This is a genomic window from Streptomyces silvae, assembly GCF_016745505.1.
Taxonomy (GTDB): domain Bacteria; phylum Actinomycetota; class Actinomycetes; order Streptomycetales; family Streptomycetaceae; genus Streptomyces; species Streptomyces silvae.
Genome location: NZ_JAERUC010000079.1, coordinates 1 through 23,554 on the forward strand (window position 1 = coordinate 1; position 23,554 = coordinate 23,554).

Consider the following 23,554-nt stretch of genomic DNA (forward strand, 5'->3'; position numbering starts at 1 on the left):
CCACCTCCAACAACGCCCCCAGCACAGCGGCGTTCACCTCACCGGACGGCGCAGGCGCGGCGGGCTCCGCCGCCACCGGAGCGGGGGCAGGAGCCTCCACCGGGGCGACGGCAACAGGCACAGCAGGAGCAACAGAAGCAACAGGCGCAGCAGCCGGGGCGACCGGGGCCGTGGGCGTCTCCTCGCCCTTCAAGGCGTCGATCAGGAGGCGCGTGGCGCGCTCGTGTGCCGTCGTGATCGACGCGCCGTGCTGCTCGATGAGCCGCAGCGCCGCGTCGGCGTCGGGGTGGGTGCCGGAGCGGACCGACTGTTCGAGGGTCTTGACCGCCTCCTGGATCGTCGAGACGTGCGCGTCGAGGATCTCGGCCTGGAGGTCCAGCCCTTCCTTGGCCACCGCGCTCAGACTCTCCGCAGCGCCCTCCGTCGACGGCGCCACAGGCTCGGAAACGGGCTCGGAAACCGGCTCGGAGGCCAGTTCGGCAACCGGCTCGGGCCGCGCCGTCGGCAGCGCCTCGCGCGAGGGCTCGGCGAGCGCCTCGCGGTACGCCGAACGACGCGCGTCCGTCACGTAGTTGATGCCTCGCAGCGGGATCGCCATGCCCTTGCCCGGACGTACCTCGGGCGCCTCGGCGCTGTGGTCGTCGATGCCGGTGACCGGGAGGCCCAGGACCGCCAGTTCGATGACGGCGCGCTTGAGGGCGATCTCGCCGTCCTTGGCGGGGCCGCCGTCGACCGCGACGGTGCGTACGCCCTCACGGCCTTCGAGCACGCGGTCCACCAGGTCCGAGAGGACCCGCTTGGGGCCGAACTCCACGAAGACCCGGAAGCCGTCGGCGTACATCTCCTCGATGCGGTCGGCGAAGGCGACCGGGCGCAGCAGCTGGTCGACCAGGGTCCGGCGGCTCTCGGCCTGGTCGGCGCCGTAGGAGGCGCCGGGGGTGTTCGCGTAGACGGGTATGCGCGGGGCGTTCAGGGCGACGCCCTCGACCGCCTCGCGGAAGGCGTCGGCGGCGTGGGCGACGAACCGGGTGTGGAAGGCCGCGGAGACGGGGAGCCGCTTCGCGGGGACCTTTCCGCTCGCCGAGTCGGCCACCAGGCGGTCGATCTCGGCGGTGGGGCCGCCGACCACGATCTGGCCAGGGGCGTTGATGTTGCAGACGGACACGTCCCGGTAGCCGGCGACGAGTGCCTCGACCGCGCTCAGCTCACCGCGTACGGCGGCCATGGCGCCGGAGTCGTGGCCGGAGGCGTCGGCGGGCGGGGCCATCGCGAGTCCGCGGGCCCGGGCCAGTCCGGTGAATCCGTCGTCGTCGAGGACGCCGGCGGCCCACAGGGCGGTCAGTTCGCCGAAGGAGTGTCCGATGACGCCGTCCGGGGCGAATCCGAGCTCCTTGAACCAGGCGAACTGTCCGGCGGAGAGGGCGCCGATCGCGGGCTGGGCGAACTCGGTGCGCCGCAGCGACTCCTCCTGCGCCGTACGCGTGGCGTCGTCGAAGGCGGGCGGCGGGAAGACGACGCGGCCGAGTGTCTCGGCCCCCGCGGTCAGCCGGTTGGCCCTGTCGTACGCGGCGAGGACGGGCGGGACGGCGAGGGCGGCCTCGCGGCCCATGCCGACGTACTGGCTGCCCTGGCCCGCGAAGACCGCGGCGGCCTTCGTGCCGGCCGGGATGCCGGAGCGTCGGTAGGTGATCCCCTTGGGGTGCTGCCAGGCGTCCGCGCCGGCCTTGGCGCGCAGCAGCTCGACGGCGGTGGTGCGCAGGGTCTCGAACTCCTCGTCGGAGCGGGCCACGATGCCGATGCGCGCGTCGCCCGCGGGCACCCAGCCCAGCGGGTCGGGCGCCGCGCCCTGCTCCAGGCGGCGGGCGAGCGCCTCGGGGTCGGCGGCGTGCCAGAGGCCGGTGCGGGCGACGGGCCCGAGCACCTTGCCGCCGGTGGTGTCGTGCTCCTCCAGCACCATGTGGAAGTTGGTCCCGCCGAAGCCGAAGGAGGAGACGGCGGCCCGGCGCTTGTCGCGGCCCGGGTCGGCGATCCAGGGCCTGGCCTGGGAGTTGACGTAGAAGGGGGTCTCGGCGGGGTCGACGGCGGCGCTGGGCTGCTCGACGTTGATGGTCGGCGGCAGGACCTTCTGGTGCAGGGCGAGCGAGAGCTTGATGAGCCCGGCCGCGCCGGCCGCCGCCTTGGTGTGCCCGATCTGGGACTTGACGCTGCCGATGGCGGCGTAACCCCGGGCGTCCTGTCCCTCGGCCACGAAGGAGCCGAGCGCGGAGAGCTCGGTGTGGTCGCCGACGGCGGTTCCGGTGCCGTGTGCCTCGAAGAGCTCGATGGAGCCGGCGGGGACGTCCGCGTCCTCGTAGGCGCGGCGCAGCGCGAGCTGCTGGCCCTGGGCGCGCGGGGCGTAGATGCTCTTGAAGCGGCCGTCGCTGGACGTGCCGATGCCGCGCAGGACGGAGTAGATCCGGTCGCCGTCGCGCTCGGCGTCGGCGAGCCGCTTGAGGGCGAGCATGCCGATGCCCTCGCCGATCAGGGTGCCGTCGGCGGACTCGTCGAAGGGCCGGATGATCTGGCTCTTGGAGAACGCCGGGGTCTTGCTGAAGCACATGTACATGAGGATCGTGTTCTCGGCGTCGCAGCCGCCGGTGATCATCAGGTCGGAGCGGCCCTCGACGAGCTCGCTGACGGCGAGCTTGACGGCGGCGAGTGCGCTGGCGCAGGCCGCGTCCACGGTGCAGTTGGTGCCGCCGAGGTCGAAGCGGTTGGCGATGCGACCGGCGACGACGTTGCCGAGCATGCCGGGGAAGGAGTTCTCCTCCCAGGGGATGTACGCCTTCTTGAAGCGTTCGGCGACCTCTTCGGCCTGGGCCTCGCTCAGTCCGACGCTGCGGACGACCTCCTTCAGGACCGGCGTCTGGAGGCGCGCGGAGAGCGGCTGGGTCAGCGAGTTGGCGCCGGTGACGCCGAGGATGACGCCGGTGCGGGTCGGGTCGTACCAGCCGGAGCCCTCGGTGCCCGCGTCGCGCAGGACGTCGCGGGCGACGGTCAGCGAGAGGAGCTGGAGGATGTCGGTGACCTCCAGGGTGTTCGGCGGCAGGCCGAACTCCATGGGGTTGAAGGCGATCTCGGGCAGGAACCCGCCGCGCCGGGCGTAGGTCTTGTCCTCGGCGGCGGGGTCGGGATCGTAGTAGTCGTCGAGGTTCCAGTGGGTGTCCGGAACGTCCTCGATGCAGTCGTTGCCGTCGACGATGTTGTGCCAGAACTCGCGCACGTTGCGCGACTGGGGGAACAGGCCGGCCAACCCGACGATGGCGATGGGTGTCTCGGCCAGACGTGAGTGGTGCACGACGGTCCTCTCGTTCAAGTGCGGCGGGTGGGCGGGGCGCGGGTCCATGGGTGTGGTTCAGACGACGGCGGAGCCGGCCAGCAGTCCGGCGATCGCGCTCACGGCCTCGGGGTCCCGGAGCATCGTGTAGTGGTCGCCCGGGACGCCCACCTGTCGTACGGGATGTGCGCTGAGACCGCTCCAGCCGAGGTCCCCGCTGGCGGGCAGCAGGGAGCGTTCCGGCTTGACGAGGGTGAGGGGTCGGTCGATCGGGCCCGGCTCGTACGGGGCGGTGCAGCGGTTGTTACGGGACAGGCCGCCCTGGTAGGCGGCGTACAGCTTGCGCAGGCCGGCGAGCTCGGTGCCCTGCGGCAGGAGGCCCTGGGTGACGGCGGCGTCGAGCACCTGGGGCAGCCCGTCCTCGGGTGCGGCGAGGGACGGGACGCTCACGGTGAGGGGCCTGCGGCGTTTGGCTCCGAGGTACATCGCGAACCAGTCGAGGAGCATCGAGGCGTCGAGCAGTTCGTCGGTGCGCTTGAAGGCGGGTACGGGGGCGATGCTGTCGAGCAGGACGAGGTCCCGCAGGACGGCGCCGCGTCCGGCCGCGTGGAGCCGGGTGGCGATCTCGTACGCGACGACGCCGCCGAAGGACCAGCCGACGAGCGAGAAGGGCGCGGAGTCGAGCCCCGCCGCCCGGAGTTCGGTCAGGCAGCGGTCCGCCAGGGCCTCGACGGGCACGACGGGTGCGCGCGGGTCGAGGGCGGCGGCGAGGAACTCGGGGATGTTGCCCAGGTCGAGCAGGTGCAGGGCGGTGTCCTCGGGCAGCTGCCCGGCGAGCGCCTCCCACTCACCGGCCGCGAGCGCGCCCGGGTGGACGGCGCAGATCCGGTGGGCGGTCCCCCCGCCCGCGTCCCGCAGGGTGCGCAGGACGGGGCGGGGCGTGGACGGGTCAGGCCGCGGCGACATGGTTGGCGCTCTCCTCGGCGATGTGCTCGGAGAGCGCGGCGACGGTCGGGTGGTACCAGAGGGCGGTGGCCTCCAGCTCGAAGCCGAGCCACTTCTCCAGCTCGCCGGCGAGGATGAGGGCCTCGGTGGAGTCGAGGTCGAACTCGTCGAAGTAACGCTCGACGTCGATCTCGGAGGCCTCGACCTCCAGGCGGACGGCCAGCTTCTCTACCAGCCAGGCCTGTGCTTCCGATGCGGTGACGGTCTGCATGGGTCTCCCTCGATTCACTTCTTGACGGCGGTGGGGCGGAGATCACGGGCGATGGACTCGGCGGCCTTGAGCCCCGAGACGAAGCCGGCCTCGTGGGACCCGATCAGGTCGTGGCCGATCTTCGGGGAGTGGAAGTACGAACCGGCGAGCTTGACGCGCCCGGTCTCGTTGACGGAGTAGATGGTGCGCTGCATGGTGCGCACGTCCAGGTCGATGATCGGGTGGGTGAACGGCAGCTCGCGGATGACGAGTTCGTCCTTGGGGACGATCGGCGAGTCGAGCGTGACGAAGTAGTCCTTGGCTGCGGTGAAGCCCTGGAGCGAGTTCATGTAGTAAGCGACCCAGGTGCGGGTGCGCCCGTCCACGGTCTTGAGGCCGTAGTTCCAGCTCTGCCAGCGCTCGCGGTTGGGCGGCATGGCGGCCGGGTCGGTGTGCAGGACGGCGCTGGTGGAGCTGTAGCGGACCTTGCCGAGGATGTCGGCCTGGAGCGCGGTGGGCTGTTCGAGCATCCCGAGTGTCTGGTCGGCGTGCGAGGCCAGGACCGCGTAGTCGTAGCGCTCCTCGCCGTCGGCCGTGCCGATGACCACCCCGTCGGCCTCCTCGCGGACCCGGGTGACCGGGTTTGAGGTGCGGACCTTGCCGTGGATGCCGGCGACGACCCGGCGTACGTACTCGATGCTGCCGCCGGCCACCGTCTTCCAGTTGACCGTGCGGCCGCCGAGGCCGCCGGGGTCGTGGGACATGAAGAACGCGATGACGGTGGTGGCGGGCATCTCCCAGATGAGCTCGGCGGGGACCGACCAGACGGCGGTGGCGAGCAGCACGACGTACCCGTACTTGAAGGCGTCGGAGTAGCCGCCTCGCCGGAGGTACTCGCCGAGTGCCATGTCGGTGCGCTTGCGCAGGAAGTCGCGCGGCGCCTCGCGGTGGAAGCGCTCGGCGTCCCGCCACAGGGTGAGGAAGTCGGCCGGGTAGCGCGCGGCTATCTCCGCCTCGGTGAGTTCGAACTCGGTCGTGCCGTAGTCGAGGCCACGGTCGAGGTCGAAGAAGTCGAATCCGCCGGTGTGGTCCAGGGCGGGGGCGCCGATCTCCTCGAAGAACTTGGTGATCTGCGGGTAGGTACGGGAGTTGAAGACGACGAAGGCGGTGTCGATCCCGATCGTCCGGCCGTCCTCCTCCTCGACCTCGACGGTCAGCGCGTGGCCTCCGGGCCGGTCGTCCTTCTCGTACACGGTGACTTCGACGTCGTCCGGCAGGTGGTGGGCGGCGGACAGTCCGGATATGCCGGCACCGACGACAGCGACACGGGTGGTCATGGCAGGCAGCCCTTCGGCGTGAGCGGTACTCGTGGAACCGGTCGCGCGGCGCGACGACGGCTGGGGCGCAGAGGAGTGGGACCTCTGGGGAGGGAGTTCGCGTGTGCCCCGTACGGCGTTGACGGCCGGTGTGACGACGGCGTCGCTGCGACGGCGGGGTGGGGCGGTGGTGTGCCGGCGGCGGGCCGGCATGGCCAGAAAAGTAGGTCGGGCGCCGCGCGGGGGTCAATCACCGGATCGGGGATGCCCGAGCGTCCATCGGATTATCCGATGGACCGAAAAACTGGTGTCCGGATTCGAACGTCTCTGCGCTCGTGACTGTTATTCGGCCAACTCCGCACACGATCCGAAGTTCATCCTCCGTGACTGTCCGGATCACGGCCAGGGTGGGCTCTTGTAGGAGGCAGGTACCCCTGCCCCGATGCCCAGTGTCATGCCGTAGCAGTAGTAGTAGAGGAGGGGCTTCCATGCCCACCATTCCCTGGATGCCAGGGGCAGCCGCCGACGAAGCGACCGCCGACTCCGGCCAAGCCGTGGTCATGGCTTCCAAGTTCCATGTCACCTCGTTGCTCCAGGTCCCCCGCTTCTTCCTCCTGTCGCTGGTGGTCTGGAAGCAGGTGCGGTCCGCGCCCGGCGTCATCGGCGCCTCGCTGCGCGCCGAGCCGCTGAAGAAGACCTTCTGGACCCTGTCGGCGTGGAGCTCCCAGGAAGCCCTGGACACGTTCTCGCGTTCGGAACCGCACGCCGGGATCGCCGGCCGTCTGCGCAAGGTGATGGCCCGTTCGGTGTTCGTCTTCTACCCCACCGACCGCGAGCAGCTGCCCGCCGGCTGGGACGACGCGGTGAAGCGGCTGAGCGAGAAGGAGGCGGGCCGATGAGCGCCGTCACGGGTCAGGCCGCCACGGACACGCCCCCGAAGCCGGTGATCCCGCGCGGCGCGCTGGTGCTGACCGCCGCCTGCCTCGGGCTGTTCATGTCCTTCATCGAGGTGACGGCCGCGATCTCGACCCTGCGCGCGCTGCAGGTCGACATGCACGTCGCCCCCGCCGACCTGAGCTGGGTGTCGAGCACGTACACCCTGGTCGTGGCCGCCTGCGTGCTCTCCGGTGGCGCGCTGGGCGAACGCTTCGGCCGGCGGCGTGTGTTCGTCATCGGCGTGGTGGCGCTCGCCGCCGGTTCGCTCGTCGTGGCGACCGCGAGCGGCTTCCCGCAGGTGCTCGTCGGCCGGGCGGTCAGCGGCGTCGGCGGTGCGCTGGTGCTGCCCACGTCGCTCGCCATCATCACCACGACCTTCTTCGTCGATCTGCCGCGCATGCTGCGCTACATCACCATCTGGGTCTCCATGTCGGGTGTCGGCCTGGCCGTGGGCCCGCTGCTCGGCGGCGCGCTGCTGGACCGGTTCGACTGGCCGGCGGTGTATCTGGTGAACGCCCCGCTCGCGGTGGTGACCGTGGCCGTCACCCTGTACGCGGTCAAGGAGACGAAGGTTCCCGACCGGGCTCTCGACCTGCCGGGCCAGTTCCTGTCCATCGTCGGCCTCGGCACGCTGGTGTACGGCATCGCCGTCGGCGGCCGTGAGGGGTACGGCGACCCGGTGGTGGTGACCACGCTGGTGATCGCGGTGGTGGCCCTGACCGCGCTGGTCCTGGTCGAGCGGCGGGCTCCGGTGCCGATGCTCGACGTACGGATGATGGCCTCGGTCCCGCTGTCCGCCACGCTGGTGGTGGCGGCGAGCGCGCTCTTCACCTTCGTCGGCGTCGTCTTCCTCGAAGTGCTGTTCCTGCAGCGGGTCCAGGGCGCCGCGCCCATGGACACCGGCCTCAAGCTGCTGCCCGCGATGGTCGCGTTCGTCCTGTCCACCCTGGTGGCGCAGCGGATCGCGACCAAGGTCGGGCCCGGCCGGCTGCTCGCCGTGGGCTCCCTGGTCACGGCCGCCGCCGCGGTCGTCCTGGTCGGTCAGCAGCCCGACAGCGCGTACGGGATCACGGCCGTCGGCCTGGCGCTGCTCGGCCTGGGCAGTGGTCTCGTCGTCGCCCCGTCGACGGCGGCGGCGTTCGCCGTGGCGGAGCCGGCCCAGATGGGCGCGGCGTCCAACGCGGTGACGGCCTTCCGCCAGGTCGGCTCGGTGCTCGCCACCGCCATCCTCGGTGCGGTGCTCGCCGTACGGTTCATCGGCGCGCTGCCGGACCGGCTGGACACGGCACACGTGCCTCCGGAGGTCGCCACCCAGGTGGTGGCCGTGGCGCGGGAGGGCGGCAACAGCGCCGGCCGTTCCACGCCCGAGGTCACCGAAGCGGTCGCCGCGTCGTTCAACGTCGGTATCCACACCGGTCTGTGGGTCGTGGCCGGCGTGTCCGCACTGGCTGCCGTGCTCGCTTTCGCATTCGTTTCTCGCAAGGCCAAGGCAGCTTAGGATTCGGAATTCCTGATAAGGCTTCAGGAATTCCGATGGCGCACAGAAGCTCCCCCGAAAACTATGTACTCGGCACCCGCGCGATGGTGTCATTGAATCAACGCGGAGAACCCTCCGCGTTGATTCAAGAATTCGAGGGGAGGAAAAGAAGATGGACATCGTCATCATCGAGGACCGCGAGGTCGTCGCCCACCACCCGAGCCTCTGATACGAGAGCACCGGCCACCCCAGCCTCCGCACCGCGGGGGTCGCGGCCGACTCGTCCGGCATCCGCCTTCCAGAATTCCGTTCCGAGAATTCCGAGGGGAGGTAAGGACATGGACATCGTCATCATCGAGGACAGCGAGGCCCTCGCCCATCACCAGGGTCTCTGACGAGAAAAGGCCCCCGCATTTCTGACGAGGGGCCGGGCAATGAACGTTCCGGCTGCGAGACGGGCTGTGTCTCGCAGCCGGGCGTGCCCCGCCACATGACTGCGCACCTTCCACCGTAATGCCCCGCAGCACGTCCAGGAAACAGACGAGGAGATTCGACCATGAAGGTCCGCCGCAGGGATCACCTGGTCTGCAGCTGGCATCAGGACGGGTTGCGCATGGGTATTCCCGGACACCGCCGCTGGATCGAGGTGACCCCCGATCTGCTCGACCTCCTGTCGAAGGCCGGCGAGGGGGCCGACACCGACGAGCTCGCCGAGCAGTTCCCCGCCGAGGAGCGCGACCGCGTGCGCAGCGCCGTGGGGACCCTCACGGAACTGGGCGTGCTGGTGCCCCAGGAGGGTGCTCCGCCGCTGCCCCCGCTGTGGGAGCGCTGGGGTGCCGTCGCCGAGCGCTTCCACGACGAGGCCCGCAACGCCAACTACCTGGTGCACTCCCCCGCCCGCGTCGAGCTGGTGGAGGACATCGTCGCCGAGGGCGACTCCCCGGACATCTTCAAGGAGTACCCCGACAAGCCGGTCGTGATGCTGCCGCGCCGGCCGCTGCGCCTGGACGAGCGGGTCGAGGAGGTCTTCGCCACGCGGCGGACCCACCGCCGCTTCACCGGCGCCCCGGTCTCGCTGGACCAGCTCGGCACCCTGCTCTTCCACAGCTTCGCCCCGCACCGCTTCATCCACGGCGGCCCGTTCGGCGCCCAGCAGTGCCGCGTCAGCTCCTCGGCCGGCGGCCGTCACGAGGTCGAGGCGTACGTCGTCGTCTACGACGTCGAGGGGGTCCAGCCGGGCCTCTACCACTACTCGGCCGCCCGCCACGCCCTGGAGCTGCTCGACGCGGACGCCCCGCGCGAGCGGGTCGCGGAGCTGACGTACCACCAGGAACCCTCGTACGAGGGCGCGTTCACGGTCTTCACCACGGCCGTCGCCAACCGGCTGGCCTGGAAGTACCGCCATCCGCGCGCCTACCGGCTCTGGATGTACGACGCCGGCCACTACGGCCAGACCTTCGCCCTGGCCGCGACCGCGCTGGGTCTCGGCCCGTTCCAGACGGTCGCCTTCGCCGACAGCGAGGTGGAGCGGTTCCTCGGCGTCGACCCCGACGAGGAGTTCGCCGTGTACCTGCTCTCGGCGGGCGTAGCGGAGCGTCCCGGGCCGCTGGTCCCCACCGATTTCGCCTTCCCGCCACCGTCGGAGGTGCGCTGATGAGCACGACGCTGAGCGAGGCCACGGAGGCCGCCCGGGCTTCCGTACCCGCCGGTCCGCCCGCCCCCGCCGCCGGCGGTGAGCTCGCACGGCTCGTGGGTGACCCCGGGACGTTCCTGCGGGAGCACTGGACGAGCAAACCGCTGCTGCGGCGCGCCGCGTCGGGCGACGCCTTCGCCGGGCTCCTGACGCTGGCCGGCGTCTCCGACCTGCTCACCACCCGGGCGCTGAGGCTGCCCCACGTACGTCTCGTGCGGGATGGGCAGCAGGTGGCCGAGGGGCAGTACACCGGGGTCCGCCCCATCGGGCACGGCACCGTCACCGACGCGGTCGTCCCGGAGAAGGTGCTCAGCCACTTCAGCCTCGGCGCCACCCTCGTCCTGGACGCCGTGGAGCTGCTCGTGCCGTCCGTACGGGCGCTCTGCGAGCGGCTCTCCGCGTCCCTGGGCTGCCCGGTGGACGCGGTGGCCTTCCTCACCCCGCCCGACCGCAAGGGGCTCTCCCCGCACATCGACGACGAGGACGTCTTCGTCCTCCAGCTCTCCGGCACCAAGCAGTGGACCGTGCACGAGCAGTTGCGCCCGGTCCCGCTGACCCCGGGCGTGCTGTCCCCGTCCGCGCTCGGCCCGGTGGCCCTCACCCCGCTGCTGAGCCCGGGCGACGTGATGTACGTACCACGGGGAACCCCGCACCACGCCGTGTCCACGGGGGGCCACTCGCTGCATCTCTCCCTCGCCGCCCGGCGCCCCACCCTGGGCGCGCTCACCGCCGACACGGTCCTGGCCGCGCTGCGCGAAGCCGCGCCCGACAGCGATCTGGACAGCCTCGCCCCCGCCGAGGAGATCGGCGCCCTGGTGCGTGAACGCGCCACCCGCGCGCTCGGCCTGCTGACGCCCGCGCCCGCCGGCCCCGGCGGCACGGACGGGGAGGGCGCCGCGCTGGCCACCGTACTGCACGGTCTCGACGCCCTGGCCGCCCCCGGCGCCCGCTACGCGGCGACCGGTGCGATCTCGCTGCACGACGGGGAGGACGGCACGGTCGCGGCCGACTTCGGGCGCTTCCGCGCCCAGTTCCCGGCGGCGGCCCGCCCGGCCCTGCGACGCCTCGCCGACGGCGGGTCGGTCCACGCGGGCGACTTCGACCCGGACGACCCGCACGCCGTGGCCGGCGGTGCGCTGAGCCAGCTCCTGGTGCGCGGCGCCCTGCGCCTCACCGGCTGACCGGCCGCGACCGCCCTCACCGCCACACCCCGCACCACCCGGCACCCGTACGCCGGTCCCGTACCGCACACCGCCCGGCGAGGCCCACGCCGGCGCCCGGACCGAGCATCTGACCGAGCCCCCGAAGGGAGCGGACCATGGCCCTGGAACGCTGCGTCTCCACATCCCCCGACGACTTCCGCGACCGGATCTTCGGCCGGCGGCATCTGCACAGCACCGCGGCCGAACTCCCCGGGGGCTTCGCCGATCTCTTCTCCCCCGAGGCGCTCGACGACGTGCTCGCCACCGGGCTCCGCACCTCCTCGATCCGGCTGCTCCGCGACAACGTCGAGGCCCCCGTCACCAAGGGCACCGTCACCGAGGAGGGCGACAGCCCGGGGAGCGCGCCGTTCGTGTCGACGGACACCGTGCGCGCGGCGCTCGTCTCGGGGCACACGCTCATCATCCGTTCGCTCCAGCGCATCCACCCCCCGCTGCGCCGCCTGGCGCACGAGCTGTCGGCCGAACTCGGCCACCCCGTACGGATCAACGCCTTCATCACCCCGCCGCACTCGCAGGGCGTCGACCTCCACTACGACGTCGAGGACGTCCTGGTCCTGCAGATAGCGGGCAGCAAGAGCTGGGAGCTCCGCACCCAGCCGTTCACCGACCCGCTGCCGCGCCACGCCTGGTTCCACTCGACGGACCGCCGCCGGGACGAGCTGCGCTCCGGGAGCGAGCCGCTGGCCGAACTCGTCCTGAACGAGGGCGATTCGCTCTACTTCCCGCGAGGGACCTTCCACTCGCCGCGCACCCGGGAGGACCTGTCCATGCATCTGACCATCGCCATACCCCCGGTCACCCGCCACGACCTGCTCACCGAGCTGGTGGCCCAGGCCGTCGGCGACGACGACTGGCTCAGGGGCACCGTCTCGCTCGACGACCTGGAGAACGACGGGGAACTGGCCCGCGGCCTCCTCCTGGAAGCCGCGGAGCGCCTGGCCGTCTCCGCGAAGAGCGCGGACACGGCCGACGTCCTCTGGGCCGTGCGCAAGGCCGCCTTCAGGTCCGTGGTCCCGGAGCCCGTCCCCGTGCTCCCCGGCACCGGTGCCGGCGGGCCCTACCGGCTGCGGGACGGCGCCGTGTTCCGGGTGACGGAGGAGGACGACGGCAGCGCGCTGCTGACGACCCGTTCGCACACCGCGCGCCTTCCGGCGGCGGTCGCCCCCGCGCTCGAATCCCTGCGGCGCGGCCCCGCGCTGGACTTCGGCGCGCTGGTCGACGCGCTCGGCGTCAACGACGCCACCGAGGTCTCCCAGGCCCTGGTCGGCATCGGGCTCGTCAGCCCCGCCGGCCCGGCCGACGACCGTGACGAGGAGACCGCCGCATGAGCACCGACCTCACCGAGAAGAGGACCGGCCCGGACGTCGCCGACACCCTGCGCGCACACCCCCGCTTCGTACGGGTGTGGCTGGGCCAGGCCAGCGGCGCCGTCGGCGACCAGCTGCTGCCGGTGGCGCTGAGCCTGTACGTGCTGCACGCCGGCGGCGGCGTCGCCGAGGTCGGTCTGGTGCTCGGCGGCCGTGCCGTGTCCCTGGTGCTCTGTCTGCTGGTGGGCGGCGTGCTGGCCGACCGGCTGAAACGTACGCGGATCCTGTTCGGCGCCGACCTGTTCCGCGCCGTGCTGATCCTGACGGCGGCCGCCGCGCTGCCCTGGCTGCCGCTCACCGCGGTGCCCCTGCTGACCATGCTGATGGGCGCGGGCGAGGCGATGTCGCGCCCGGCGGCGCGCTCCCTGATCCCCACGCTGCTGCCCGACGCTCTGCTGGAGCGGGGCAACGCCCTGGTCGCCGCCGCGCACCGCAGTTCCGCCGTGCTGGGCGCCCTGCTCGGCGTCTCGCTGGTGGCCCTGATCGGGACGCGCTGGGCGCTGGCCCTGGCCGGTGTGGTCTTCGCGCTGGGCGCGCTGACGGTCCTCAACGTGCCGGAGAAGGCGCCCGGTACGCCGGGGCAGCGGCGGACGGTGCTGGCGGACGCCGCGCACGGACTGCGCGCGGTACGCCGCCGGCCGTGGGCGATGGCCGTCATGTTCACGGTGTGCCTGCACCTGTTCGCCGGCACGGCGACCGCGCTGACCCTGCTGCCGGTGATCTCCCGGGACCACTTCGGCGGTGACGTCGCCTACGGCGTGGTCCTGGCCTCCATGGCCGTCGGGGCGCTCCCCGCTATCGTGGTGGCGGGCCGCTGGCGGCCCAGGTCACCGGGCACGGTGGCCATGCTGGTGCTCACCGTGTACGCCCTGGTCCCCGTCTCGCTGGCCGCGCCGTTCCCGCTCGCGGGGGTGGTCGTCTGCTTCGCGCTCGGCGGCTTCGTCGTGGAGCTGTACTTCGTGTACTGGGCGAGCGCGCTCCAGCGGACGTTCCCCGGCGACGTCCTGGGCAAGGTCTTCGCCCTGGACCAGCTCAGTGCGTACGCGCTGCTCCCTCTCGGCTACGCCCTCGTCGGCCCGGTCGTCGGCGCGTTCGGCACGACCGCCACGCTGCTCGGCGGCGGTGTCCTCGTGGCCGCATCCAGCCTGCTGTGCCTCCTCGTCCCCGGGGTCGCCCAGCTCGGCGGAGGCGACCGGACCCGCTGAACGGGCCTCCCCCCGGAGCCCGTTCGGCGTCCCGCCGGGGCGGTGCCGGGCCGGCCCGTCGGGCAACTCCCCCGACGGACCGGTTCCGCACCGCCCCGTCGGCGTCAGCCGCCGTCGGCCGCCGTCACGGCGGCCTTCCCGCCGAGCGCCGCGGCGGACTCCCTGCGGCGGCGCTGCTCCGCGACGTCGGCCACGGGAGCGGAGAGCATGAGGGCGCGGGTGTAGGGGTGCCGGGGGGCGGTGGTGACGCTCCCGGCGTCGCCCGTCTCCACGAGCACACCTCCCTCGATCACCGCGACCCGGTGGCTCATGAACCGTACGACCGAGAGGTCATGGGTGACGAAGAGATACGCGACGCCCGTCTCCTCCTGGATCTCCAGCAGCAGTTCGAGGACCGTCCGCCGGGTGGTCAGGTCGAGCGCGGACACCGGCTCGTCGCAGATCACCAACCGTGGCCGCAGCGCCAGCGCGCGGGCGATGGCGACCCGTTGGCGCTGACCGCCCGAGAACTCCCGTGGCAGCCGGCCCGCCGCGTCCTGCGGGTGGTGGACCCGCGCGAGGAGGAGGTCGCCCACCCGGCCGCGCGCCTCCCTGGCGGTCGTGCCGTGCCCCAGGAGGGGCTCGCTGAGCGAGGACCGCGCGCCCGATCGTCGTCTTGCCCGACCCCGACTCGCCGACCAGTCCGAGGGTCGCGTCGACGGAGATCCCCTGGGACGAAGCCGGTGCCGACGAGGCGTGCACGGACGGCTCCGGCTGACATCTCCCGTTCCGTACCGAGCAGTTCACCCGAGGGCCTGCCCCGGCCGGGGCAGGCCCTCCGTGCGCTCAGGCGCGGGAGCGGCGGCTGCCCAGGACCAGGGAGGTGCCACCGGTGAGCGCGAGCAGGGCGGTGCCGGCGAGTGCCAGCGTCTGCGGGGAGGTTCCGGTGCGGGCGAGACCCGGGCGGGTGTCGTGGGCGGCCTGGAGGATCAGGTCGGTGATGTCGCCGGGGTTCGTTTCCATGACGGCGTGCGGGGCGTCCACCTCGACGGTGGTGGAGCCGGCCCGCTCGGCCATGAACCGCAGGTTCTCGGTGCCGATGGTCCGGTCGTCGGTGGCGACCAGGTACCAGGACGGGATCGTCTTCCAGGCGGGTGTCCCGGACTTCTCCGCGCCGGTCACCGCTGTCGCGGGGCGCTGGGAGGCCGCCAGGACGTTCGCGCGGCTCGCGTCGAGCCGGTCGCTCAGGAACACGTCGCTGAACTTGTCGGGCTTCACGTACAGGTCGACGTCGGTGGGACCGCCGCCGAGCGGTACGGCGTCGAGTGCGGTGGGGATGGGCGCCGCGGGGTCGTCCGTGAGGCGGCTGCCGGGGTACTTGGCCGCCAGCTGGAGGGTGGCCTCGCCACGGTCCGGGGCGAACGCGGCGATGTAGACGAGGGACTTGACGTTCGGGTTGCCGGTGGCCGCGTTGGTGATGACGGCGCCGCCGTAGGAGTGGCCGACCAGGACGATCGGGCCCTTGATCGTCTTCAGCCGGGCCGCGAGGTAGGCGGAGTCGCCGGTCAGGCTGCGCAGCGGGTTTGCGGTGGCGACCACCGGATACCCCTTGGCCTGGAGGCTCTCTGTCACCTCGCTCCACCCCGAGGCGTCCGCCCAGGCGCCGTGCACCACCACGACGGTCGGCTTGGCGCTCGGGTGCGGATCCCCGCTGCCACCGCCCTCGGACGCCGCGGCGGGCCCGGCGGATATGAGCGCCGCCGTGGGGAGGAGCAGGGCGAGGGGGAGAACGCGTCGGATGCGTGCGGGTCTTGGCTGCGTCATGACCGTTCTTTCGAGGAGGAGGGGCCGAACGCTGCTGACACTGCCGCCGGCAGGAACGCGCGGCACCGTCAGGCGGTCCGGGCGGGTGAACGGGGAGGAACCCGCTCCACGAAATGATGCTTTTTGCCCTTGAAGGTATCGTTTGTAGCGTTTGGTCCCGGTCCTCGGCCTCTTCGACGATGGCGTTCACCGCCTCCTCGGGGGGGCACACGCACGCGCACATGTCTCACCGCACGTCTCACCGCACGAGCGATTCCAGCGGAAGGATTGATCATGGGCACGATCACCACCATCGACGGCACGGACATCTACTACAAGGACTGGGGCCCGCGCGACGCGCAGCCGATCGTGTTCCACCACGGCTGGCCGCTCAGCGGGGACGACTGGGACAGCCAGATGCTCTTCTTCCTCGGCCACGGCTACCGCGTGATCGCCCACGACCGCCGGGGTCACGGGCGCTCCAGCCAGAGCGCCGACGGGCACGACATGGACACCTACGCCGCCGATGTGTGGGCGCTGGCCGAGGCGCTCGACCTGCGGGGCGCGGTGCACATCGGCCATTCCACCGGCGGCGGCGAGGTCGCCCGGTACGTCGCCAGGTCCGAGCCCGGCCGGGTGGCGAAGGCCGTACTCGTGAGCGCGGTGCCCCCGGTCATGCTGAAGTCCGCGTCGAATCCGGGCGGCCTGCCGATCGAGGTCTTCGACGGGTTCCGCGCCTCCCTCGCGGCCAATCGCGCGCAGTTCTACATCGACGTGGCGGCGGGCCCGTTCTACGGCTTCAACCGCCCCGGCGCCGAGGTGTCGCAGGGGCTGATCGACAACTGGTGGAGGCAGGGCATGCGGGGCGCGGCCAACGCCCACTACGAGTGCATCAAGGCCTTCTCCGAGACCGACTTCACCGAGGACCTCAAGAAGATCGAGGTTCCTGTCCTGGTCGCGCACGGCACCGACGACCAGGTCGTGCCCTACGAGGACGCGGGGCCCCTGTCGGCGAAGCTTCTGCCCAACGGCAGGCTGAAGAGCTACGAGGGCTACCCGCACGGCATGCTCTCGACGCACCCGGAGGTCCTCAACCCCGACCTCCTGGCGTTCGTGAAGGAGTAGGCCCACCCGGGACCCGCCGGGCGCGTCCCGGCTGCACGCCCGGAGACGGGGTACGCGCTGTGCCATGACGCAGGCGCGCGCATTACCCGACAACGCGACCGAGTGGTGGATCTACCTCGGCGTACTGGTTCTCTACCTGCTCACCCGCTGGCTCCTCGCCTGGAACCAGGCGAGGAGGGAGGGCGCCGAGCACCCCGTGCGCACGGCCTTCGAGGACGAGGAACCCCAGGAGGCCGGGGCGGGGGCCGCCGCCGTGGGAGCCTTCCGCTCCTACCGGCAGCTCCTGGGATTCGTCGCCGCTGCGGTCGTCGTCACCCTGGTCGCCGCCCTGACCGAGGGAGGGGTGCGGCTGGCCCTGATGTGCACCCTGGTCCCGGTGGCCGTCGTCCTGCTGGCCTACCTCGACTTCCGTCGCGCCCGGACGCACCGGCTCGGGCAGGGGCGCACCTGAGCGCACGGTGCGGCTGGCACCGGTCCTCAAGGCCGGTCAGGCTCAACGGCGGATCGGGTCCCCCGGCACAGCAGGGCCGGGTCGGTCCGCCGCAGGGCCGCCGCCGCGTCCAGGTCCCGGCCGGCCCCGTACGCCTCGGCGAAGCCTTCGTCGCCGAGCGCGGTCCGGGCGCGACGGCTCAGGGCGCGGATCGCTCGGGCAGCGGGAGCGGGCCGAGCGGGACCAAGGCCTCGCCGTCGACCGCCAGCGGTTCCCGGCTGGTGGCCAGCACCCGCAGCCCGGGGCAGACGGGCCAGCAGGGCCGGGACCAGGTGCGCGACGGCGTCGATGAGGTGCTCGCAGTTGTCCACGAGCAGGCTCTCCCGGCCGTTCAACTGGTCGGCCAGCACGTCCAGTTCGCCGACCGGGTCGCTGCGCAGCCGGGCCGGGGCCTCGAACAGGGCCGAGCCGCGCAGCCCGATCGCGACGAGCAGCGCCCCGCCGGCCTTGGCCGGGTCGGTGACATGGGCGAGGTCGATCAGCCAGGCGCCGTCGCGGTACGCCTGGCGGTGGCGCCGGGCGGCCTCGACGGCGAGGCGCGTCTTGCCGGCGCCGCCGGGACCGAGGACGGTAACAAGCCGCCCGGTGGCGAGCAGCGTGTCGATGCGGGCGAGGTCGTCCTCCCGGCCGATGAAGCTGGTCAGCGGCGCGGGCAGGTTGCCCCGCTCCTCCCGCTCGACGGCGTCGGCGGCGGGCGTCGGCCGCTCGGCCCGCGGCAGGCGCAGATGGCGCTCGCGCAGGGCGGCGCCCGGGTCGGCGCCGAGGGTGTCGGCCAGGGTTTCGCGGAACCGCTCGTACCGGGCGAGGGCCTCGGCCTGACGTCCCTGGGCGGCGAGCGCGTCCATGAGCAGGGCGGCGGCCCGTTCGTGGACGGGCCGCTCGGCGAGCAGGGCGGTCAGATGGGAGGTGGCGGCGTCGGCGCGGCCCAGGGCCAGCTCGGCCTCGGCGAGGTCGGCGACGGCCTCGACCGAGACATGGGCCAGCCGGATCGCGGCGGCGGGCGCCACCGGGGCGATGACGGCGGGCTCGGCGCCGGGACGGTCGCCCCACAGGTCCACGGCCTCGCCGAGCAGGACCGCCGCGGCGTCCGGGTCACCGGAGCGCAACCGGTCACGGCCTGCGGCGGCACGCTGCTCGAACCGCAGCGCGTCCACATCGGTCACGTCCACGTCCAGCCGGTAGCCGCCCCCGAGCTGGGTCACGTCACCGGCCGAACCGAGGGCCCGGAGCGGCCGCGATCGGCTGCGGAGCCGTTGGTCCGCCCCGACGGAGTGGTGGCCTGGGCCGACGACCGCACGCCCGACCCCGAAGCGCTCGAAAGGGCCGCAACCCGCTGGTTCGGCGCCCCCGCGAGGCTCCTCCCAGGCAGGATGACCCACGGCGAAGCGACATCGCCGCGGCACCGAGGAGACTCCGCATGACCGACCACTATCCCTACCGGCTCGCGGCGAGAAGAGGAGACCTGACGCTGATCTGGCGGCCCGGAGAGGGAGATGGCCCCGATCAGCTCGCCGTCGACGAACTCGGAGGCCTGCTCACGTTCCACGACCTCGACACGCTGCAGGCGTACTGCGATGGCCACGGCTGGAAGCTGGTACGGGACGGCGGAACCACCCTCGATCTGGACGCCGTACGCCGATGGGTCGAGCACCCTGACCACGCCTCGCCCCAGCCGGAACTGCTGCTGGACGCATGGAACTTCTTCGAAGACCTCTCCCACAGCGTGAAGTCAGGCCCGGCCTTCCCCCCGCAAGGACCGGTCCACGACAGCGCCTACGAAAAGCTCTTCGGCGGCGAGGCTCTCGAACCGACGGCAGGCGAGGAAGCCTGGACGGCCGAGGAATCAGAGGCGGTACGCGACCTCCTCAGCACGGGACTGAACCTCTGGGAACAGGCCACGCACGGCCCCGGCACCGCCGACTGATCGCATCCACCAGGGCTCTCCCGCGCGCGATCCTGTTACGAACTACGAACCGCAGCTGTCGGTCTCAGTCATCTGACCTGCGGGTCCGCGAGGGCGTGAGCCGGCCCCTAGGCCCTGACCGGTGCGGTGGCCGACCTGGCAGCCTGCTCGATCTTCGCGCGGTAGGCGGCCCGGGCTTCCTCGTCGATCCGCTCCTCGTGCTCGGCGCGCAACCCGGTCCGGCCGTCGAGGCCCTCGCGCAGCACATCGGCCTGCCCGGCGTGCCGGATGGTCTCGCCGAGGACGTGGACCACGACGGCGAACAGGTTCGTGCCGGCATAAGGCTCCGGCCACCACGGCACGTTGCCGGGGGCGTCGAGGGGAAGCTCGCTGATCGTCGCGTCCGAGTGTTCCCACGTACGCCGGTAGAAGCCGACGATCTGATCGCGGGTGTCGTCCTCGGCCGCCCACAGATCGCTGCCGTCGGAGTCCTGCCACCGGGGCAGCGGTTCCGGGGAAGGGCGGCCGAAGACCTCGCCGAAATACCTGGCCTCGACGGTGGCCACGTGCTTGACCAGGCCGAGGAGGTTGGTTCCGGTCGCCGTCAATGGCCGACGGGCGTCGTATTCGGACAGGCCGTCGAGCTTCCAGAGCAGCGCCTCGCGGTCCCGCCGGAGTCGCCCGTGCAGGTTGTCCTTCGCGAACTCATCGATCATGCGGCATGAGCCTGCCACGGACTGCTCATGGCCTCAAGATCCCGTTAGTGGTCCGCCACGACCGGCTCCGCGCCTGTGAAACGGGCTGATCCCCGCCGAAGTCTTCACCGAGCCTCCCTCCTACGAGGCGGAGGACGATGCCACCGCCTTCCACCTGGATCAGTCGCCCAACGTGCCTGAGAACGAACCGGACTTCGCCTCGTCCGCGGACAGCTGCAGCTTCCCCCGGTGGGAGATCTCGACCTGGTAGAAGTCCTCGTCCGCCGGCACGTCCTCGACGGCCACGTCGTACGTGCACGATCCGGCGGTGGCGTCGAACTCGGAGAGGAGCAGGGCGCTCGTCGCGATGACGGATCCTGCGGCGTCGTACACAGTCACGGAGGTACCGATCCCGATGTCGGTGTAGCCACCGCTTCCCTCGCACCCTCCGATGCCGTCGCTGATCGCGCCGTCGGCCAGGGTGAACTCGCCTTCGAGGGTGAACGTGCCGTCCGGCTCGGCATTGATGACGTCCGCGGGCAGGCCGGTGGCCTTGCCGCTGGTGTTGTCACCGCTGCTGGAGCTGGTGGCGTACCAGGTGCCGCCGACGATCGCCGCGCCGGCCAGGGCGCCGATGAGGAGCGTGGTCAGGGTGCGGAGGCGGCTGGGCTCGGCCGAGGCCTGCGGAGCCGCGGGGACCGTGGCGGGCGCGATCTCGGGCGGTGCGAGCGGCTTCGGAGGGGTGACGCTGTCCGCTGTGGGCTGCTGCTCACCGTCGGACGGGGTGGGCCGGATGTCAGTCATGGCTGCCTGTCGTGAGGGGCTGCCGGGCGGTGGGGGTCACGACGGCAATGTGGTTGCCATGTGTGACATTCGTGAACGCCGGATGGTTGCAACCGGTGGGGGTAATTCCGAGAGCACACAGGGTCAGCTTCTCGGTCCACTCCTCGATCCCCTCCGGGTACGCCCGAGCCAGGCGGAGGCAGCCCAGGCCCCGGCGTGACACCTGGGCTCCGGTCCGGGCAGGGCCCAGGCGATGTGCGTCAGCATCACCAGGGAGAGCTGGTGACGGTCACGAAACGGATGCCTCGCCCCCGCCGGCCGCAATCGCGCCTCGGACGCAGTCGCGGAGCAGCGCGCGGCGCCCGTCGTGCACGGCATCGGGTTCCTGGCTGCCGGCCGCATAGACGTTACTGACCGGCGACCAGGCCATGGACATGGCGATGACCATGGCCATGATGTCGAACGGATCACCCGCGCGAACCCGCCCTGCGGCCTGAGCCTCGGCGATGGCGGCCAGCTTGCGGTCGTCGTAGTCCTGGTGCGTCTCGACCAGGTGCCCGGCAGGCCGGCGCTCCAGGCGCGTCCAGGTCGCCAGCCGGATGAGGTCGGGGCGGCGCAGGTATTCGTCGTAAAGGCGGACCGCCCACTCGGCGAGATCGTCGGCGTCGATGGGCACGACGTTGGTTATGCGCTCCAGGGAACTGAGGAAGATCGCGTCGAAAAGCCGCTCCTTGTCGCCGAAGTAGGCGTAGAGCTGCGCCTTGTTCGTGCGCGCCGCCGTCACGATGCGCTCGATGCGTGCCCCGGCGATCCCGTGCTGGGCGAACTCTTCGGTGGCGGCGTCCAGGATGCGCTGGTAGGTCGCGGCGCCGCGCGAGGTCTGGGGCTGTTCCGGCATGTCCGCAGTCTACCAAACAGAACAGTTGGTTTGCCTTCGGGTCCGGTCGCGCTTACGCTGAAACAGACAGAACAGTCTGTTTAAGGAGTTAGCCATGCGCACGACCACCGGATGGCAGGCGACCGGCCCGACGGCGCTGCGCCGCACGCCGCTGGAGCGCCGCGACCTGCGCCCGGACGACATCGCGGTGCGGGTCGACTACTGCGGCGTATGCCACACCGACCTGCACGCCCTGCACGCCTTCGACCAGCGGACGGAAGCGCCCCTGGTTCCGGGGCACGAATTCACCGGTGTGGTGACCGGGACCGGCTCCCAGGTGACCGCTTTCTCGGTCGGCGACCACGTCGCGGTGGGCAACATCGTCGACTCCTGCGGCGTGTGCGCCATGTGCAAAGCCGGACAGGAGAATTTCTGCCACTCCTTCCCGACGCTGACCTACGGCGGCACCGACCGGCAGGACGGCTCGACCACCCTCGGCGGCTACTCCCGTGAGTACGTCGTGCGCGACGCCTTCGCCTACGTGCTCCCCTCCGGCCTCGACCCGGCCGCGACCGCCCCGCTGATGTGCGCCGGAGTCACCGTCTGGGAACCTCTGCGCTCCCTCGGCGTGGGCCCCGGCAGCCGTGTCGCCGTGGCAGGCCTCGGCGGCCTGGGCCACCTCGCGGTCAAGATGGCCGTGGCACTCGGCGCCACCACGACCGTCATCAGCCGTACGCACGACAAGCGCGACGACGCCCTCAAGCTCGGCGCCCACGACCTCATCGCGTCCACCGACGCCGAGCAGATGGCCGCGGCACGCGACACCTTTGATGTCATCATCGACACCATCTCCGCCCAGCACGACCTCGCGCCGTATCTGCAGCTGGTGGCGATGGACGGCACCCTCAGCCTCGTCGGGTACCTGGGTCCCCTCACTGTCGAGGCGATGGATCTGCTCGTCGGCCGCAAGAAGCTCAGCTCCGGGGGCAGCGGAGGACGTCCGGCGACAGCCGAGATGCTCCAGTTCTGTGCCGACCACAACATCGGCGCCGACATCGAAGTACTCCCGTCGTCACAGGTGGAGACGGCCCTGGACCGCCTCCGACGGAACGACGTCCGCTACCGCTTCGTGCTCGACATGTCCGACCTGGACTGAGGAGGTGGCGGATCTCGGCACCCGAAGTGCCGCGCTGCCGCACCGAATTCACCGCGCCGCTCACGCCATGGGGCCCTCACGGGTGTCTGCCGCACCGGCCGGCTCAAGGTGCTCCTGTCGGGCTCTCCCCTTCGTACACTGACGAGGGTGGAAGACCATACGGCCACCAGGATCGAGGCACGTCCGGCGCCCGCCCTGCGGCGGTACGTCGGCTCGTACATCGGGTTCGACCTTCGCGGGTTCCCTGCGGGGGTGCACTGCGGTCCGCCCGGCCGCATGCTCACCACGGTGATCAGCCTGTCCGACCCTCTGGAGATGGCGGCGGGCGTCGACGACGGGTCACTGGTCAACCGGTTCGGCAGCGTGGCCGGCGGTCCGATGTGCCGGTCCGTCGCGATCCACCACGACGGACGGCAGCACGGCGTGCAGGTGTCGCTGACACCGCGCGGGGCACGGGCCGTCTACGGCATGCCCGCCGCAGCGCTGGCCCATCAATTGGTACCGCTCGACGCGCTTCTCGGCTCGCTCGGAGTGGAGTTGACCGAGCGGCTCCGAGCGGCGACGAGCTGGACCGCGCGGTTCGCCGTGCTGGACGAGGTGTTCCTGCTGGCCGTCGGCCGCGGCGGCGACCGCGTGCCCCGGGTACGCCCCGAGGTGGCGGAGGCCTGGCGCCGCCTCGTCGCCGCGCGGGGCCGCGTCCAGGTCGGGGCGGTCGCCGCCGAGCTGGGCTGGAGCCGCCGGTACCTCACCGAGCGATTCCGCGGTGAGGTGGGCCTCTCGCCGAAGACCTTCGCCCGAGTCCTGCGCTTCGAGCACGCGCACGAGCTGGCGACAGCGCACGATCCGCTCCCCTGGGCCGCTGTGGCGACCGCCTCCGGCTACGCCGACCAGGCCCATCTCATCCGGGAATGGGGCGAGTTCACGGGCCGGTCGCCGACGGTCTGGCGTCGCGGTGAAGTCCTGCTCGGCACCGGGTAGTGGCAGCCCTCCGTCCGTCGCTCCGGCTCCGGCTCCC

Annotated in this window: 21 protein-coding genes and 1 pseudogene; 12 read left to right on the forward strand and 10 right to left on the reverse strand. The window is 72.0% G+C overall.

Annotated elements, in window-relative coordinates:
* The 4 genes from JKV81_RS10375 to JKV81_RS10390 all read right to left on the reverse strand — a co-directional run.
* Positions 1-3,337: beta-ketoacyl synthase N-terminal-like domain-containing protein (locus JKV81_RS10375; RefSeq protein WP_307820515.1), on the reverse strand; the 3,337-nt coding region annotated here is incomplete at its 3' end.
* Between the two features lie 57 nt (positions 3,338-3,394).
* Entirely contained in the window at positions 3,395-4,282 is an 888-nt protein-coding gene (locus JKV81_RS10380; protein WP_124275603.1) for a thioesterase domain-containing protein, read from the reverse strand.
* Entirely contained in the window at positions 4,266-4,532 is a 267-nt protein-coding gene (locus JKV81_RS10385) for an acyl carrier protein (RefSeq protein ID WP_124275602.1), read from the reverse strand. Before JKV81_RS10385 ends, JKV81_RS10380 begins: the two co-directional genes overlap by 17 nt.
* 14 nt (positions 4,533-4,546) lie before the next feature.
* Positions 4,547-5,848: an NAD(P)/FAD-dependent oxidoreductase gene (locus tag JKV81_RS10390; protein ID WP_129266349.1), complete on the reverse strand. Its 1,302-nt coding sequence runs from the start codon at positions 5,846-5,848 to the stop codon at positions 4,547-4,549.
* 467 nt (positions 5,849-6,315) lie between these two features.
* Between JKV81_RS10390 and JKV81_RS36155 the strand changes: the two genes are divergently transcribed.
* The 6 genes from JKV81_RS36155 (at position 6,316) to JKV81_RS10415 (ending at position 13,728) form a co-directional block, all read left to right on the forward strand.
* Positions 6,316-6,726: a DUF3291 domain-containing protein gene (locus tag JKV81_RS36155; protein WP_236056174.1), complete on the forward strand. Its 411-nt coding sequence runs from the start codon at positions 6,316-6,318 to the stop codon at positions 6,724-6,726.
* The gene (locus JKV81_RS10395; RefSeq protein ID WP_236056177.1) at positions 6,723-8,261 is read left to right on the forward strand and encodes an MFS transporter; all 1,539 of its coding nucleotides are present in this window, start codon (positions 6,723-6,725) and stop codon (positions 8,259-8,261) included. Before JKV81_RS36155 ends, JKV81_RS10395 begins: the two co-directional genes overlap by 4 nt.
* Positions 8,262-8,853: 592 nt before the next feature.
* Entirely contained in the window at positions 8,854-9,894 is a 1,041-nt protein-coding gene (locus JKV81_RS10400) for a SagB/ThcOx family dehydrogenase (RefSeq protein ID WP_202075487.1), read from the forward strand.
* A complete protein-coding gene (locus tag JKV81_RS10405; RefSeq protein ID WP_202075488.1) occupies positions 9,894-11,114 on the forward strand; it encodes a cupin domain-containing protein in 1,221 nt (406 codons plus the stop codon). Before JKV81_RS10400 ends, JKV81_RS10405 begins: the two co-directional genes overlap by 1 nt.
* A 137-nt stretch (positions 11,115-11,251) precedes the next feature.
* Positions 11,252-12,484 (forward strand): JmjC domain-containing protein, encoded by a 1,233-nt coding sequence (locus tag JKV81_RS10410; RefSeq protein WP_202075489.1) that lies wholly within the window; start codon positions 11,252-11,254, stop codon positions 12,482-12,484.
* Positions 12,481-13,728, forward strand: a complete 1,248-nt coding sequence (locus JKV81_RS10415; protein WP_124275596.1) for an MFS transporter — start codon at positions 12,481-12,483, stop codon at positions 13,726-13,728. Before JKV81_RS10410 ends, JKV81_RS10415 begins: the two co-directional genes overlap by 4 nt.
* Before the next feature lie 104 nt (positions 13,729-13,832).
* Here JKV81_RS10415 and JKV81_RS10420 read toward each other — a convergent pair.
* Together JKV81_RS10420 and JKV81_RS10425 are read right to left on the reverse strand one after the other, a co-directional pair.
* Positions 13,833-14,469, reverse strand: a pseudogene (locus tag JKV81_RS10420) (ATP-binding cassette domain-containing protein).
* An 84-nt stretch (positions 14,470-14,553) separates the two neighbouring features.
* Entirely contained in the window at positions 14,554-15,531 is a 978-nt protein-coding gene (locus JKV81_RS10425) for an alpha/beta fold hydrolase (RefSeq protein WP_129266344.1), read from the reverse strand.
* A 273-nt stretch (positions 15,532-15,804) separates the two neighbouring features.
* Here JKV81_RS10425 and JKV81_RS10430 point away from each other — a divergent pair, with 273 nt between their 5' ends.
* Both JKV81_RS10430 and JKV81_RS10435 read left to right on the forward strand, forming a co-directional pair.
* Positions 15,805-16,635, forward strand: a complete 831-nt coding sequence (locus JKV81_RS10430) for an alpha/beta fold hydrolase (protein WP_099175130.1) — start codon at positions 15,805-15,807, stop codon at positions 16,633-16,635.
* 64 nt (positions 16,636-16,699) lie between these two features.
* Positions 16,700-17,086, forward strand: a complete 387-nt coding sequence (locus JKV81_RS10435) for a hypothetical protein (protein ID WP_129266343.1) — start codon at positions 16,700-16,702, stop codon at positions 17,084-17,086.
* A 26-nt stretch (positions 17,087-17,112) separates the two neighbouring features.
* Here JKV81_RS10435 and JKV81_RS10440 read toward each other — a convergent pair whose 3' ends face one another.
* The gene (locus JKV81_RS10440) at positions 17,113-18,327 is read right to left on the reverse strand and encodes an AfsR/SARP family transcriptional regulator (RefSeq protein WP_307820516.1); all 1,215 of its coding nucleotides are present in this window, start codon (positions 18,325-18,327) and stop codon (positions 17,113-17,115) included.
* Between JKV81_RS10440 and JKV81_RS36785 the strand changes: the two genes are divergently transcribed.
* Both JKV81_RS36785 and JKV81_RS10445 read left to right on the forward strand, forming a co-directional pair.
* Positions 18,256-18,546 (forward strand): aromatic-ring hydroxylase C-terminal domain-containing protein, encoded by a 291-nt coding sequence (locus tag JKV81_RS36785; RefSeq protein ID WP_372444116.1) that lies wholly within the window; start codon positions 18,256-18,258, stop codon positions 18,544-18,546. The two genes, JKV81_RS10440 and JKV81_RS36785, sit on opposite strands and share 72 nt — an antisense overlap.
* Complete coding sequence (locus JKV81_RS10445; protein WP_202075492.1) at positions 18,543-19,049, forward strand: hypothetical protein; 507 nt, start codon at positions 18,543-18,545, stop codon at positions 19,047-19,049. The genes JKV81_RS36785 and JKV81_RS10445 overlap by 4 nt, the downstream gene beginning before the upstream one ends.
* A gap of 107 nt (positions 19,050-19,156) precedes the next feature.
* Here the strand turns inward: JKV81_RS10445 and JKV81_RS10450 are convergent, their stop codons facing one another.
* From JKV81_RS10450 to JKV81_RS10460, 3 genes are all read right to left on the reverse strand, one after another.
* Positions 19,157-19,744, reverse strand: a complete 588-nt coding sequence (locus JKV81_RS10450) for a DinB family protein (protein WP_129266342.1) — start codon at positions 19,742-19,744, stop codon at positions 19,157-19,159.
* Between the two features lie 159 nt (positions 19,745-19,903).
* Complete coding sequence (locus JKV81_RS36160; RefSeq protein ID WP_164992731.1) at positions 19,904-20,527, reverse strand: hypothetical protein; 624 nt, start codon at positions 20,525-20,527, stop codon at positions 19,904-19,906.
* Positions 20,528-20,795: 268 nt separating this feature from the next.
* On the reverse strand, positions 20,796-21,404 hold the full coding sequence (locus tag JKV81_RS10460; protein WP_129266340.1) for a TetR/AcrR family transcriptional regulator: 609 nt from the start codon (positions 21,402-21,404) through the stop codon (positions 20,796-20,798).
* 94 nt (positions 21,405-21,498) lie between these two features.
* Between JKV81_RS10460 and JKV81_RS10465 the strand changes: the two genes are divergently transcribed.
* Together JKV81_RS10465 and JKV81_RS10470 are read left to right on the forward strand one after the other, a co-directional pair.
* Positions 21,499-22,539 (forward strand): NAD(P)-dependent alcohol dehydrogenase, encoded by a 1,041-nt coding sequence (locus JKV81_RS10465; protein ID WP_202075494.1) that lies wholly within the window; start codon positions 21,499-21,501, stop codon positions 22,537-22,539.
* Positions 22,540-22,686: 147 nt separating this feature from the next.
* Positions 22,687-23,517: an AraC family transcriptional regulator gene (locus tag JKV81_RS10470; RefSeq protein WP_129266338.1), complete on the forward strand. Its 831-nt coding sequence runs from the start codon at positions 22,687-22,689 to the stop codon at positions 23,515-23,517.
* Positions 23,518-23,554 lie beyond the last annotated feature (37 nt).

Coding starts and splice junctions, on each gene's coding strand:
- JKV81_RS10400 (WP_202075487.1), top strand. CDS start 8,854: ATGGGTATTCCCGGACACCGCCGCTGGATCGAGGTGACCCCCGATCTG.
- JKV81_RS10415 (WP_124275596.1), top strand. CDS start 12,481: ATGAGCACCGACCTCACCGAGAAGAGGACCGGCCCGGACGTCGCCGAC.
- JKV81_RS10380 (WP_124275603.1), bottom strand. CDS start 4,282: ATGTCGCCGCGGCCTGACCCGTCCACGCCCCGCCCCGTCCTGCGCACC.
- JKV81_RS10435 (WP_129266343.1), top strand. CDS start 16,700: ATGACGCAGGCGCGCGCATTACCCGACAACGCGACCGAGTGGTGGATC.
- JKV81_RS10460 (WP_129266340.1), bottom strand. CDS start 21,404: ATGCCGGAACAGCCCCAGACCTCGCGCGGCGCCGCGACCTACCAGCGC.
- JKV81_RS10395 (WP_236056177.1), top strand. CDS start 6,723: ATGAGCGCCGTCACGGGTCAGGCCGCCACGGACACGCCCCCGAAGCCG.
- JKV81_RS10385 (WP_124275602.1), bottom strand. CDS start 4,532: ATGCAGACCGTCACCGCATCGGAAGCACAGGCCTGGCTGGTAGAGAAG.
- JKV81_RS10450 (WP_129266342.1), bottom strand. CDS start 19,744: ATGATCGATGAGTTCGCGAAGGACAACCTGCACGGGCGACTCCGGCGG.
- JKV81_RS10425 (WP_129266344.1), bottom strand. CDS start 15,531: ATGACGCAGCCAAGACCCGCACGCATCCGACGCGTTCTCCCCCTCGCC.
- JKV81_RS10445 (WP_202075492.1), top strand. CDS start 18,543: ATGACCGACCACTATCCCTACCGGCTCGCGGCGAGAAGAGGAGACCTG.
- JKV81_RS10390 (WP_129266349.1), bottom strand. CDS start 5,848: ATGACCACCCGTGTCGCTGTCGTCGGTGCCGGCATATCCGGACTGTCC.
- JKV81_RS10430 (WP_099175130.1), top strand. CDS start 15,805: ATGGGCACGATCACCACCATCGACGGCACGGACATCTACTACAAGGAC.
- JKV81_RS10410 (WP_202075489.1), top strand. CDS start 11,252: ATGGCCCTGGAACGCTGCGTCTCCACATCCCCCGACGACTTCCGCGAC.
- JKV81_RS36155 (WP_236056174.1), top strand. CDS start 6,316: ATGCCCACCATTCCCTGGATGCCAGGGGCAGCCGCCGACGAAGCGACC.
- JKV81_RS10405 (WP_202075488.1), top strand. CDS start 9,894: ATGAGCACGACGCTGAGCGAGGCCACGGAGGCCGCCCGGGCTTCCGTA.
- JKV81_RS10465 (WP_202075494.1), top strand. CDS start 21,499: ATGCGCACGACCACCGGATGGCAGGCGACCGGCCCGACGGCGCTGCGC.
- JKV81_RS36160 (WP_164992731.1), bottom strand. CDS start 20,527: ATGACTGACATCCGGCCCACCCCGTCCGACGGTGAGCAGCAGCCCACA.